This window comes from Streptomyces nidicola (assembly GCF_050106155.1).
In the GTDB taxonomy this organism is placed as follows: domain Bacteria; phylum Actinomycetota; class Actinomycetes; order Streptomycetales; family Streptomycetaceae; genus Streptomyces.
Genome location: NZ_JBNBPI010000001.1, coordinates 2,187,340 through 2,199,757, shown reverse-complemented (window position 1 = coordinate 2,199,757; position 12,418 = coordinate 2,187,340). Strand labels below are relative to the sequence as shown.

Here is a 12,418-nt window from a genome sequence, read left to right as displayed (position 1 = left end):
CCGGCACACAGAGTGTGACGAGCCCAACTCGCTCTAGCCGTGGCGATTGCGCTCGGTAAACTGTATTCCAAAGCCAATCCGGCAATCGTCGGAGCCGGCCTGCCGGATGTTCGAAGCCCAGGAGGGGGACCGCGATGTTGTCCACAGGACTGCCGCAGGGGGCGGTGCCCAAGCTGGAGCGCCCCGGACCGCTGCGCGAGCGGGTCTACGAGGCGCTGCTCGAACTGATCACGACGCGGGCCCTGCAACCCGGCCAGCACCTGGTCGAGAGCGAACTCGCCGGTCACCTCGGGGTCTCCCGTCAGCCGGTGCGCGAGGCGTTGCAGCGGCTGAACACCGAGGGCTGGGTGGACCTGCGCCCCGCGCAGGGCGCGTTCGTGCACGAGCCGACCGAGGAGGAGGCCGACCAACTCCTCAGCGTCCGTACGCTGTTGGAGGCCGAGGCCGCCCGGCTCGCGGCGGCCAACGCGGGCAAGACCGGCATCGGCGAGCTCGAGGCGCTCTGCGCCAAGGGCGAGCAGGCCGTCGCCGACGGGGACGTGGATCTGGTCGTCGCCACCAACGCGGAGTTCCACGCCAAGGTCATGGAACTCGCGGGCAATGTGGTCCTCGGCGAACTCGCGGGCCAGGTCGACCGCCGCGTGCGCTGGTACTACCAGCCCGTCGCCCGCCAGCGCGGAAAGCAGTCCTGGATCGAGCACCGCCAGTTGATCGCCGCGATCTCCGCGCGCGACGAGGCGAAGGCAACCGCGGTGATGCGGGCACATACCGAGCACACCCGCGAGACGTACCACCACCGCGACGAGGCCTGACACGGGCCGTTCCCCACCTCCGGCGGCAGGCTTTGTCCTGTGGCCGGAGAAAGTCGGGGGCAATTCCCGCGCAACTTCTTCCCGCGCCGGGTGGGCGCTGCTACGTTCCCCATCGAAAGACGAACGCGAGCGCACGGCACCACCACCCGAAGAGGCCCGAAGCGGCGGGGAGGGGCACGTGAGACGCATGACGGCTCGACCCGCCAACGCGCACCAGGCGCGACTGCTGCGGCTGCTGCGCGACGCAGGTCCCAACTCCCGCGCCCAGCTGGGCGATCAGGTGGAACTGTCCCGGTCGCGACTGGCCGTCGAGGTGGACCGGCTCCTGGAGACCGGACTCGTGGTCGCCGACGGACTCGCCGCCTCGCGCGGCGGCCGCCGCTCCCACAACGTCCGGCTCGCCCCCTCGCTCCGCTTCCTCGGCGTGGACATCGGCGCGACCTCGGTCGACGTCGCCGTCACCAACGCCGAGCTGGAGATCCTCGGCCACATCGCCCAGCCCATGGACGTACGCGAGGGACCGGTCGCGGTCTTCGAGCAAGTCCTCGCCATGGCGGCCAAGTTGAAGGCCTCCGGACTCGCCGAGGGCTTCGACGGCGCGGGCATCGGCGTGCCGGGCCCGGTGCGGTTCCCCGAGGGTGTCCCGGTCGCCCCGCCGATCATGCCCGGCTGGGACGGCTTCCCGGTCCGCGAGGCGCTCAGCCAGGACCTGGGCTGCCCCGTCATGGTCGACAACGACGTGAACCTGATGGCGATGGGGGAGCAGCACGCGGGCGTCGCCCGGCAGGCGCGCGACTTCCTCTGCGTCAAGATCGGCACCGGCATCGGCTGCGGCATCGTCGTCGGCGGCGAGGTCCACCGGGGCACCACCGGGTCGGCCGGCGACATCGGGCACATCCGCGTCGAGCAGGACGGCCGGCAGTGCGCCTGCGGCAACAAGGGCTGCCTGGAAGCACACTTCAGCGGCGCCGCCCTCGCGCGTGACGCGGAGGCCGCCGCCCGCGAAGGGCGCTCCCCGGAACTCGCCGCACGCCTGGAGAGCGCGGGCCGGCTCGACGCCGCCGATGTCGCGGCGGCGGCCGCGGCGGGCGACGCCACCTGCCTCGACCTGATCCGCGAGGGCGGCAACCGCACCGGGCAGGTCATCGCGTCCCTCGTCAGCTTCTTCAACCCGGGGCTCGTCGTCATCGGCGGCGGTGTCACCGGGCTCGGCCACACCCTGCTGGCCGCCCTGCGCACCCAGGTCTACCGTCAGTCGCTCCCCCTGGCGACCGGCAACCTCCCCATCGTTCTCGGGGAGTTGGGGCCCACCGCCGGAGTGACCGGCGGCGCCCGACTGATCAGCGATCACCTGTTCTCACCCGCGTAAGTCCAGCTCTTCCACGCTGCTCCACGCACACCCTGTTCCACCCACCTTGCTCCACGCACACCCTGTACGGCGCTCGGCTCCGCTCTGCCTGTTTTGCCCTGATACCGGTCCGCACCCGCCCCGAGGGGAACCGTCATGGGACCCGATATGGCACCCGATATGGCACCAGATATGGCCCCCGCACCACCGCTGCTCACCATGTCCGGCATCACCAAGTCGTTCCCCGGCGTGCGCGCCCTGGACGGCGTCGACCTGGAGGTCCAGGCCGGGGAGGTGCACTGTCTGCTCGGCCAGAACGGCGCCGGGAAATCGACGCTGATCAAGGTCCTCGCCGGGGCGCACCAGCCCGACGACGGCGTCATCACCTGGCGCGGCGACCAGGTCGCGCTGCGCTCGCCGATCGCCGCGATGCGCCTCGGTATCGCGACCATCTACCAGGAACTCGACCTGGTGGAGGCCCTGTCCGTGGCCGAGAACGTGTTCCTCGGGCACGAGCCGACCGCCGGCGGATTCGTCGTGCGCGGCCGCGCGGCCCGCACCGAGACGGCCGCGCTGCTCCGGCGGCTCGGCCACCCGGAGATCGACCCGGAACGCCTGGTCGGCGACCTGTCCGCCGCCCACCAGCAGATCGTCTCCATGGCCCGCGCGCTCTCCCACGACGTACGGCTCATGGTCATGGACGAGCCGTCCGCGGCGCTCGACCCCGACGAGGTCGAGAACCTCTTCCGGATCGTCGGCGACCTGACCGCCGAGGGCGTCGCCGTCGTCTACATCTCCCACCGCCTGGAGGAGATCCGCCGCATCGGCGACCGCGTCACCGTCCTCAAGGACGGCCGCGCCGTGGCCGTGGGGCTGCCCGCCGAGCGGACCCCGACCCGCGACATCATCTCCCTGATGACCGGCCGCAACGTCGAGTACGTCTTCCCGGACCGGCCCAACTCCGGGCCGCACACGGACCCCGTCCTGAAGGTCCAAGGCCTCACCCGTACAGGGGAGTTCGCGCCGTTCGACCTCGACATCCGCCCCGGCGAGATCGTCGGCCTCGCCGGACTCGTGGGCTCGGGACGCTCCGAGATCCTGGAGACGATCTACGGGGCCCGCAAGCCGACAGCCGGTCAGATCCACGTGGATGGAAGGCAGTTGCGCACCGGAAGCGTCCGCGCCGCGGTCCGGGCCGGGCTCGGGCTCGCCCCCGAGGAGCGCAAGGCGCAGGCCCTGCTGATGCTCGAATCGGTCACCCGCAACGTCTCCGTCTCCTCCATGTCCCGCTTCTCGTACGGGGGTTGGATGGACCGCGGCCGGGAGCGCGAGGCCGCCCGCAGTGCCACCCGCGAACTCTCCCTGAGCCCCGCGGACCCCTCCGTGCTGGTGCGCACGCTCTCCGGCGGCAACCAGCAGAAGGCCGTGCTCGCCCGCTGGCTGCTGCGCGGCTGCCGGGTGCTGCTGCTCGACGAACCGACCCGCGGCGTCGACGTCGGCGCCCGCGCCGAGCTGTACGCCGTGATCCGCCGCCTCGCCGACGAGGGGCTCGCCGTGCTCCTCGTCTCCAGCGAGGTCCCCGAGGTGCTCGGTCTCGCCGACCGCGTCCTGGTCCTCAGGGAGGGCCGGGTGATCCACGAGTCCCCGGCCACCGACCTGGACGAACACGCGGTCCTCGACCTGGTCATCGAGGGCGCGCGATGAGCCCCGCCGGGCCCACGCCGCCCACCCCGCCCGCACTGCCGGCACTGTCGAAGGGAGAGGGTGCCGTGTCCCAGCCCGCATCCACCACAAGTCCAGCGGCCCCCAAGTCGGGCCCCGCCGCGAAACACCCCCGCGTCCTGCGCCTGGACGTCCGTACGCTCTCGCTCCTCGGTGTGCTCGCCGCCCTGATCGTCGTCGGTGGCGTCACGCAGCCCGACTCCTTCCTGGACACGGACAACCTCCAACTCATCCTCACCCTGTCGTCCGTCATCGGCGTCGTCACCGTCGGCATGACGTTTGTGATCATCTCCGGCGGGATCGACCTCTCCGTGGGTGCGATCGTCGCTCTCGCCAGTGTCTGGGCGACCACCGTGGCCACCCAGGAGTACGGTTTCGCCGGCGTCCTGTTCACGGCGATCCTCGTCGGCGTCGGCTGCGGTCTCGTCAACGGGGTGCTGATCGCGTACGGCGGCATGGTGCCCTTCATCGCCACGCTCGCGATGCTCGCCTCGGGCCGCGGCCTCGCCCTCCAGATCACCGACGGCAAGACCCAAATGGTCACCGTGCCAGGGGTGTTGAAGCTCGGCGAGCGCGACTCGTACGTCCTCGGGATCCCGCCGCTCGTGCTGGTCTTCGTCGCGGTCACCGTGATCGGCTGGCTGATCCTCAACCGGACCACCTTCGGCCGCCGCACCGTCGCCGTCGGCGGCAACGCGGAGGCGGCCCGCCTCGCCGGCATCGACGTACGCCGCCAGCGTCTCTATCTGTATCTGCTCTCCGGCCTGTGCTGCGGCATCGCGGCCTTCCTGCTGATCGTGCTCTCCGGCTCCGGCCAGAACACCAACGGCAACCTCTACGAACTCGACGCCATCGCCGCCGCCATCATCGGCGGCACCCTGCTCACCGGCGGACGCGGCACCATCGTCGGCTCCGTCCTCGGCGTCCTGATCTTCACCACGATCCAGAACATCTTCGCGCTGAACAACCTGCAGAGCGACGTCCAGCAGATCGCCAAGGGCGCCATCATCGTCGTGGCGGTCCTGGTGCAGCGGCGCACGGCCAGCACTTCCCACTGAAACGCGGAAAGGGACACGCCATGCCAGAGACAACGAGCCGCCGAGGACTGATCTTCGGCGCGGCCGCGGCCGTCACCGCGGGCGGACTGCTCACCGCCTGCACCAGCAACGAGCCCAGCGACAAGAGCGACGACAAGCAGACCGACGACCAGCCGGTCGCCGACGACAAGAAGGGCAAGCAGGTCACCATCGGCTTCGCGGGCCCGCAGGCCGACCACGGCTGGCTCAACGCCATCAACGACAACGCCAAGGAACGCGCCAAGAAGTACGCGGACGTCACCCTGGAGACCACCGAGGGCTCCAACGACACGGCCGCGCAGATCGGCCAGGTCGAGACCCTCATCAACAAGAAGGTCGACGTCCTCGTCGTGCTGCCCGCCGACGGCAAGGCGCTGACCCAGGTGGGCCTGAAGGCGATGCGCGCCGGCATCCCCGTCGTGAACCTGGACCGCATCTTCAACACCCCGCAGGCGTACAGGTGTTGGATCGGCGGCGACAACTACGGCATGGGCCTGAGCGCCGGCCACTACATCGGCGAGCAGCTCAAGGACAAGAAGAACGCGAAGGTCGTGGAGCTCGCCGGGCTCGACAACCTCGAACTCACCAAACAGCGCACCGAGGGCTTCGACGCCGCCCTGAAGAACTACCCCAACATCAAGAAAGTCGCCCGGCAGGCCGCCGAGTTCACGGTCGAGTCGGGGCAGTCCAAGATGGCCCAGCTCCTCCAGGCGCAGAAGAACTTCGACGCCCTGTGGAACCACGACGACGACCAGGGTGTCGGCGCCCTGCGCGCCATCAAGCAGGCGGGACGCGACGACTTCCTGATGGTCGGCGGCGCCGGCGCGCTCTCCGCGTTCGAGGAGATCAAGCAGGACCGGGGCGTGCTGAAGGCCACCGTCCTGTATCCGCCGACCATGGCCGCCTCCGCGATCGACCTGGCCCGCGCGCTCGGGCAGGGCAAGGGCATCAGCGGCATGGCCGAGTTCGAGATCCCCGCCCACCTGACCCTGTACTCGGCCGTCGTCGACAAGAAGAACGTCGACCAGTACATGCCCACCGGCTTCAAGTGAGCCCCGCCCGTACGGCGTATCCCCCAATACCGCGCGGACGAGGAGGACTTCTGCATGGCAGGCAGTAACGGATACGACGGGACGAGGCCCGTCCTGGGTGTCGGCATGGTCGGGTACGCGTTCATGGGTGCCGCCCACTCGCAGGGCTGGCGCACCGTGGGCCACGTCTTCGACCTGCCGCTCACGCCCGGGCTCGCCGCGATCTGCGGCCGCGACGCCTCGGGAGTGCGCGCCGCGGCCGACCGGCTCGGCTGGGCCGCCGCCGAGACCGACTGGTGGGCGCTGATCGCCCGGGACGACGTCGACCTCGTCGACATCTGCACCCCGGGCGACAGTCACGCCGAGATCGCCGTCGCCGCCCTGGAGGCGGGCAAGCACGTGCTGTGCGAGAAGCCGCTCGCCAACTCGGTGGAGGAGGCGGAGGCGATGGCGGAAGCCGCCGAACGAGCCGCCGCCAACGGCCAGTTGGCGATGGTCGGCTTCAACTACCGGCGCGTGCCGGCCATCGCGCTCGCCCGCCGCATGGTCGCCGACGGGCGCATCGGCACCCTGCGCCACGTCCGCGCCCACTACCTCCAGGACTGGCTCGCCGATCCGGCGTTCCCGCTCACCTGGCGGCTCCAGAAAGCGCACGCGGGCTCCGGCGCGCTCGGTGACCTCGGTGCGCACGCCGTGGACCTCGCCCAGTACCTCGCGGGTGAGCCCGTGACCGGTGTCTCCGCGCTCACCGAGACCTTCGTCCGCGAACGCCCGCTCCTGGAGGGGGCGTCCTCCGGCCTCTCCGGTGCCGGGGGCGGCGACACCGGCACCGGGCCCGTCACCGTCGACGACGCGGCCCTGTTCACCGGCCGATTCGCCTCCGGCGCCCTCGCCTCCTTCGAGGCCACCCGGTTCGCGACCGGCCGCAAGAATGCGCTGACCATCGAACTCAACGGCTCCCACGGCTCGTTGGCCTTCGACCTGGAACGCCTCAACGAACTGTCCTTCCACGACCACACCGAACCCGCCGAGCACGCCGGATTCCGGCGGATCCTCGCCACCGAGCCGGGACACCCCTACCTGGAGGCCTGGTGGCCGCCGGGACACGGCCTCGGCTACGAGCACACGTTCACCCACCAGGCCCGCGACCTCGTCACCGCCATCGCCGAAGGGGCCCAGCCCCGGCCGTCGTTCACCGACGGGCTCCAGGTGCAGCGCGTCCTCGCGGCGGTCGAGGAGAGCGCGGCCAAGAACTCCGTCTACACCCCGATCCCGGCCTGAGAGCCCCGACCCGAGAGGAGCACATCCATGCCCCGCCCGTTCACCCTCTTCACCGGTCAGTGGGCCGACCTGCCGCTCGAAGACGTGTGCCGCATCGCCCGCGACGCCGGCTACGACGGCCTCGAACTCGCCTGCTGGGGCGACCACTTCGAGGTCGACAAGGCCCTCGACGACCCCGGCTACGTCAAGGGACGCCACGCCCTGCTCGACAAGTACGGCCTCAAGTGCTGGGCCATCTCCAACCACCTGGTCGGCCAGGCCGTCTGCGACGCCATCATCGACGAACGCCACGAGGCGATCCTGCCCGCCCGCATCTGGGGGCACGGCGAGGCCGAGGGCGTCCGCCAGCGGGCCGCCGCCGAGATCAAGGACACCGCCCGCGCGGCCGCCGCCTTCGGCGTCGACACCGTCATCGGCTTCACGGGATCGGCCATCTGGCACCTCGTCGCCATGTTCCCGCCCGCGCCCGAGTCGATGATCGAGCGCGGCTACGAGGACTTCGCCGAACGCTGGAACCCCATCCTCGACGTCTTCGACGCCGAGGGTGTCCGCTTCGCCCACGAGGTCCACCCGAGCGAGATCGCGTACGACTACTGGACAACGCACAAGGCTCTGGAGGCAGTCGACCACCGGCCGGCCTTCGGCCTGAACTTCGACCCCTCCCACTTCGTATGGCAGGACCTCGACCCGGTCGGCTTCCTCTACGACTTCCGCGACCGCATACTCCACGTCGACTGCAAGGAGGCCCGCAAGCGCCTCGACGGCCGCAACGGCCGCCTCGGCTCCCACCTCCCGTGGGGCGACCCGCGCCGCGGCTGGGACTTCGTGTCCGCCGGGCACGGGGACGTCCCCTGGGAGGACGTCTTCCGCATGCTCCGCTCCATCGACTACTCCGGGCCGATCTCGGTGGAGTGGGAGGACGCGGGCATGGACCGCCTCCAGGGCGCCCCGGAGGCGCTGACCCGCCTGAAGGCCTTCGACTACGAGCCGCCCACGGCGTCCTTCGACGCCGCGTTCAACAGCTGAGACGCAGGCCGCGGCCGCGCGACCCGACCCGATGGTCGCGCGGCCGGTCGGCCATGCCCGAAACCGGCTTTGTCCTGAAGTAGGAAAAAGCTCAACTCTTAGCCGTACAAGGTCTGTTCGAGCGGGACAAACGCGGCTAGCGTCCTCCCTCGAACGTACGCACGGCACACACATGGCACTCACGGCACAGACCCCTCCGGGGCGACGGCGCGCCCCGGCGTATCGCACGACCCGCCCCTCTGTCCGGAGGAACCCGTGCACAGGAAACGCCTGAGAACCCGCAACGCACTCGCCCTGCTCACCGGCACCCTGCTCGCCGCGGCCTCGCTCACCTTCTCGGCGGCCGCGGCCCCCGCGCCCGCCGACGAGAAGATCGCGGCCGAGGACTTCCAGCAGGTCACCCTCGCCAAGGGCGCGGAGGAGGTCGGCGAACCGATGTCGCTGGCCGTCCTGCCGGACCGCAAGGTCCTGCACACCTCGCGCGACGGCGTGCTGCGCCTGACCGACGAGAACGGCACCACCAAGGTCGCCGGCAAGCTCGACGTCTACAGCCACGACGAGGAAGGCCTCCAGGGCGTCGGCGTCGACCCGAACTTCAGCGACAACCGCGCGATCTACCTGTACTACGCGCCCCCGCTGAACACCCCGGCCGGCGACGCCCCCAACGAGGGCACCGCCGCCGACTTCGCCCCCTTCGACGGCGTGAACCGCCTCTCGCGCTTCACCCTCAACACGGACGGCACGCTCAACAAGGAGTCCGAGAAGAAGGTCCTCGACGTCCCGGCGACCCGCGGCATCTGCTGCCACGTCGGCGGCGACATCGACTTCGACAAGGACGGCAACCTGTACCTGTCGACCGGCGACGACTCCAACCCGTTCGCCTCCGACGGCTACACACCCATCGACGAGCGCAGCAACCGCAACCCGGCCTACGACGCCCGGCGTTCGGCCGGCAACTCCAACGACCTGCGCGGCAAGATCCTGCGCGTCAAGGTCGCCGCGGACGGCTCGTACACCGTCCCCGACGGCAACCTGTTCGCGCCGGGCACCGACAAGACGCGGCCCGAGATCTACGCGATGGGATTCCGCAACCCGTTCCGGATGAACATCGACAAGCCCACCGGCATCATCTACGTCGGTGACTACGGGCCCGACGCGGGCACCGCCGACCCGAACCGGGGACCCGCGGGACAGGTCGAGTTCGCCCGCGTGACGAAGCCCGGCAACTTCGGCTGGCCGTTCTGCACCGGCAACAACGACGCCTACGTCGACTACGACTTCGCCACCGGCACCTCCGGCGAGAAGTTCGACTGCGCGGCGCCGAAGAACACCTCGCCGCACAACACGGGCATCACCGACCTGCCGCCCGCGCAGGCCGCATGGATCCCCTACGACGGCGGCTCCGTCCCCGAGCTCGGCTCCGGCTCCGAGTCCCCGATGGGCGGCCCGATCTACCGGTACGACTCCGCCAACACGTCCCCGGTGAAGTTCCCCGAGGCGTACGACGGCGACTTCTTCGCCGGCGAGTTCGGCCGGCAGTGGATCAAGCGGATCGAGCAGGACGGCGACGGCAAGGTCACCTCGATCAACCCGTTCCCGTGGACCGGCACCCAGGTGATGGACATGGCGTTCGGCCCCGACGGGGCGCTGTACGTCCTCGACTACGGCCTCTCCTGGTTCGGCGGCGACGAGCACTCCGCCCTGTACCGCATCGAGAACGCCACCGAAGGACACTCGCCGACCATCGACGCCAAGGCCGACAAGACGTCCGGGCAGGCACCCCTGAAGGTGCGGTTCAGCTCCACGGCGTCCGACGCCGACGGCGGCACGCTCACGTACTCCTGGAACTTCGGCGACGGCACCACCGGCACCGGCGCCGCTCCCAGCCACACGTACAAGAAGAACGGCACCTACACCGCGACCGTGACCGCCAAGGACTCCACCGGCCGCACCGGCAGCGCCGACGTGCACCTCGTCGTCGGCAACACCGCGCCCAAGGTGACCCTGGAACTGCCCGCCGACGGACAGCTGTTCACCTTCGGCGACAAGGTCCCCTTCAAGGTGAAGGTCACCGACCCGGAGGACGGGGCCATCGACTGCTCCAAGGTCAAGGTCACGCACATCCTCGGCCACGACAGCCACGGCCACCCGATCACCTCGGCCACCGGCTGCTCCGGCACCATCCAGACCAGCGCCGACAGTGAGCACGACCCGAACGCCAACGTCTTCGGGGTCTTCGACGCCGAGTACACCGACAAGGGCGCCAACGGCCAGCCGGCGCTGACCACGCACGACCAGCACGTCACCCAGCAGAAGCACCGCCAGGCCGAGCACTACGGCGACTCCAAGGGCGTGACCGTCGTCAGTCACGAGACGGCCAACGGCGGCAAGGCCGTCGGCACCATCGACAACGGCGACTGGATCTCCTTCAAGCCGTACGCGATCGGGAACGCCAAGTCCCTGAAGGCGCGCGTCGCCTCGGCCGGGGCCGGCGGCACCCTCGAGATCCGCACCGGCTCGGCGACCGGCAAGGTCATCGGCAAGGCCAAGGTGACACCGACCGGCTCCGCGGAGACGTACACCGACGTCACCACGGCCATCAGCTATCCGCCGACCAAGAGCACCACGCTCTACCTGGTCTTCAAGGGCTCGGGCAGCTCCCTGTTCGAGATCGACGACTTCACCTTCACCACGAGCTGAGAGGAGCAGGACAGCATGCGCACCTCCGTACGCATCGGCCTCGCGACGGCCGCTGCCGCCCTGCTCATCGGCGGGCTCACGGCCCCGGCCACCTCGGCGCCCCAGGGCGCCGAGGTGGCCGGGGCCCGGGACCGGGTCCTGGTGTTCTCCAAGACCGCCGCGTTCCGGCACGACTCCATCCCCGAGGGCATCGCCGCCCTGAAGGAACTCGGCGCCGCCGACCGCCTCGCCGTCGACGCCACCGAGGACGCGACCGCCTTCACCCCGGCCAATCTCGCCCGGTACAAGGCCGTCGTCTTCCTCTCCACCACCGGCGACGTGCTCGACGCCACCCAGCAGAAGGCGTTCGAGGGCTACGTCGCCAAGGGCGGCGGCTACCTCGGTGTGCACGCCGCCGCCGACACCGAGTACGACTGGAGCTACTACGGCGGCCTCGTCGGTGCCTGGTTCCAGGGACATCCGGCGATCCAGCCGGCCACCGTCCGCGTCGAGGACCACCACCATCCGGCGACCCGCGGCCTGCCGGACGCCTGGCAGCGCACCGACGAGTGGTACAACTACCGCTCCAACCCGCGCGACAAGGTGCACGTCCTCGCCTCGCTCGACGAGACGACGTACAGCGGCGGCACCATGAACGGCGACCATCCGATCGCCTGGTGCCAGAACTACGGCGGCGGCCGCGCCTTCTACACCGGCGGCGGACACACCAAGGAGTCCTACGCCGACCCCGCGTTCCGCGGCCATCTGCGCGGCGGCCTGCAGTACGCCACCGGGAAGGTCGCGGCCAACTGCCGCCCGAACACCGGCTATCGGAACATCTTCAACGGCGAGACGCTCGCCGGCTGGAAACAGGCGGGGCCCGGCGGCTTCACCGTGAATCCCTCCGACGGGACCCTCAACTCCCAAGGCGGCATGGGCCTGCTCTGGTACCAGGCCAAGCAGCTGAAGTCGTACTCCCTGAAGCTCGACTGGAGGATGGCCGGCGCCGACGGTGACGACAACTCCGGTGTCTTCGTGGGCTTCCCGGCCTCCGACGACCCCTGGTCGGCCGTGAACAAGGGCTACGAGATCCAGATCGACGCCACGGACGCGGCCGACCGCACCACCGGCGCGGTCTACTCCTTCCAGTCCGCCGACCTCGCGGCCCGCGACAAGGCCCTGAAGCCGCCGGGGCAGTGGAACTCGTACGAGATCAAGGTGCGGGGCGAGCGCCTCCAGGTGTTCCTCAACGGAGTCGAGGTCAACGACTTCACCAACAAGGACCCCGAGCGGAGCCTGACCGACGGCTACATCGGTCTGCAGAACCACGGCGACTCCGACCAGGTGTCCTTCCGCAAGATCCGCCTGAAGGAGCTCAACCCCACGTCCGACGCGGGCGCACTGCCCGGCGCGGGCGACTAGGACGGCGGCGGGCGAGGGACG

9 protein-coding genes are annotated in these 12,418 nt (G+C 70.3%); all 9 read left to right on the top strand.

Annotation, left to right across the window (positions count from 1 at the left end; all coding sequences use genetic code 11):
* Positions 1-134 precede the first annotated feature (134 nt).
* The 9 genes from ACOKM3_RS10145 to ACOKM3_RS10105 all read left to right on the top strand — a co-directional run bounded on the left by ACOKM3_RS10145 (position 135) and on the right by ACOKM3_RS10105 (position 12,397).
* Positions 135-812, top strand: a complete 678-nt coding sequence (locus ACOKM3_RS10145; RefSeq protein WP_426899075.1) for a GntR family transcriptional regulator — start codon at positions 135-137, stop codon at positions 810-812.
* Between the two features lie 187 nt (positions 813-999).
* A complete protein-coding gene (locus tag ACOKM3_RS10140) occupies positions 1,000-2,181 on the top strand; it encodes an ROK family transcriptional regulator (RefSeq protein ID WP_426899073.1) in 1,182 nt (393 codons plus the stop codon).
* Between the two features lie 171 nt (positions 2,182-2,352).
* Positions 2,353-3,864, top strand: coding sequence for a sugar ABC transporter ATP-binding protein (locus ACOKM3_RS10135; RefSeq protein WP_426899071.1), 1,512 nt, complete (start codon positions 2,353-2,355; stop codon positions 3,862-3,864).
* A gap of 65 nt (positions 3,865-3,929) precedes the next feature.
* On the top strand, positions 3,930-4,940 hold the full coding sequence (locus ACOKM3_RS10130) for an ABC transporter permease (RefSeq protein ID WP_426899069.1): 1,011 nt from the start codon (positions 3,930-3,932) through the stop codon (positions 4,938-4,940).
* A gap of 20 nt (positions 4,941-4,960) precedes the next feature.
* Positions 4,961-6,010 carry a substrate-binding domain-containing protein gene (locus tag ACOKM3_RS10125; protein WP_426899067.1) on the top strand — a complete coding sequence of 350 codons (1,050 nt, stop codon included), beginning with the start codon at positions 4,961-4,963 and terminating at the stop codon, positions 6,008-6,010.
* A gap of 54 nt (positions 6,011-6,064) precedes the next feature.
* Entirely contained in the window at positions 6,065-7,270 is a 1,206-nt protein-coding gene (locus ACOKM3_RS10120) for a Gfo/Idh/MocA family protein (protein WP_426899065.1), read from the top strand.
* Positions 7,271-7,297: 27 nt separating this feature from the next.
* Complete coding sequence (locus ACOKM3_RS10115; protein ID WP_426899063.1) at positions 7,298-8,296, top strand: sugar phosphate isomerase/epimerase family protein; 999 nt, start codon at positions 7,298-7,300, stop codon at positions 8,294-8,296.
* A 255-nt stretch (positions 8,297-8,551) separates the two neighbouring features.
* Positions 8,552-10,996, top strand: a complete 2,445-nt coding sequence (locus ACOKM3_RS10110; protein WP_426899061.1) for a PQQ-dependent sugar dehydrogenase — start codon at positions 8,552-8,554, stop codon at positions 10,994-10,996.
* 15 nt (positions 10,997-11,011) lie between these two features.
* Positions 11,012-12,397, top strand: a complete 1,386-nt coding sequence (locus ACOKM3_RS10105) for a ThuA domain-containing protein (RefSeq protein WP_426899060.1) — start codon at positions 11,012-11,014, stop codon at positions 12,395-12,397.
* Positions 12,398-12,418: the final 21 nt, after the last annotated feature.

Bases quoted from the DNA above. Each gene is read 5' to 3' on its own strand.
- ACOKM3_RS10145 (WP_426899075.1), top strand. From the start codon at position 135: ATGTTGTCCACAGGACTGCCGCAGGGGGCGGTGCCCAAGCTGGAGCGC.
- ACOKM3_RS10140 (WP_426899073.1), top strand. From the start codon at position 1,000: ATGACGGCTCGACCCGCCAACGCGCACCAGGCGCGACTGCTGCGGCTG.
- ACOKM3_RS10135 (WP_426899071.1), top strand. From the start codon at position 2,353: ATGGCCCCCGCACCACCGCTGCTCACCATGTCCGGCATCACCAAGTCG.
- ACOKM3_RS10125 (WP_426899067.1), top strand. From the start codon at position 4,961: ATGCCAGAGACAACGAGCCGCCGAGGACTGATCTTCGGCGCGGCCGCG.
- ACOKM3_RS10120 (WP_426899065.1), top strand. From the start codon at position 6,065: ATGGCAGGCAGTAACGGATACGACGGGACGAGGCCCGTCCTGGGTGTC.
- ACOKM3_RS10115 (WP_426899063.1), top strand. From the start codon at position 7,298: ATGCCCCGCCCGTTCACCCTCTTCACCGGTCAGTGGGCCGACCTGCCG.
- ACOKM3_RS10105 (WP_426899060.1), top strand. From the start codon at position 11,012: ATGCGCACCTCCGTACGCATCGGCCTCGCGACGGCCGCTGCCGCCCTG.